We start from the raw sequence: 371 nt of genomic DNA, 5'->3' as shown, positions 1-371 counted from the left end.
AAACATCGGTTTAGCACCGGGGGAGCAGCGCAGCATTGAAGGCTTGCAATTCATTCCCTTTGACCCTCATTACGATCAAAGCAGCACAACACTCCAGGTTTTGGTAAGGCTAAACGGTAAAGTGGTTTGCGATTATTATAGGTTCACTTTAAACTTTGGCACTCGGGGTTCTTGGAGGCCTACTGAGGTTTCCCCTACCGAGGTGCCGCGAGCCACCGCCCAATTAACGCCCAACCCCACGTCGGGTACAACGGTGTTGCATTACGACAGCAGTCTTACAACGCCTACTGCGGATATAGGGGTGCAGGTGTTTGATATGCTGGGCAAAGCGCATTGGAGCGGTTCGGCAACCTCGGCCAAAGGCAGCCTGC

Annotated in this window: 1 protein-coding gene; it reads left to right on the top strand. The window is 53.1% G+C overall.

Annotated elements, in window-relative coordinates; translation table 11 throughout:
• Window positions 1–43 precede the first annotated feature (43 nt).
• The coding region (locus KO524_RS15220; RefSeq protein ID WP_219295080.1) for a hypothetical protein at window positions 44–371 on the top strand (328 nt) is incomplete at its 3' end.

Origin of the sequence: Flavobacterium sp. NKUCC04_CG, assembly GCF_019345525.1 — a bacterium.
GTDB lineage: Bacteria > Bacteroidota > Bacteroidia > Flavobacteriales > Flavobacteriaceae > Flavobacterium.
The sequence above is the reverse complement of the archived record's forward strand: the minus strand, read 5'-3'. Positions and strand labels throughout refer to the sequence as shown.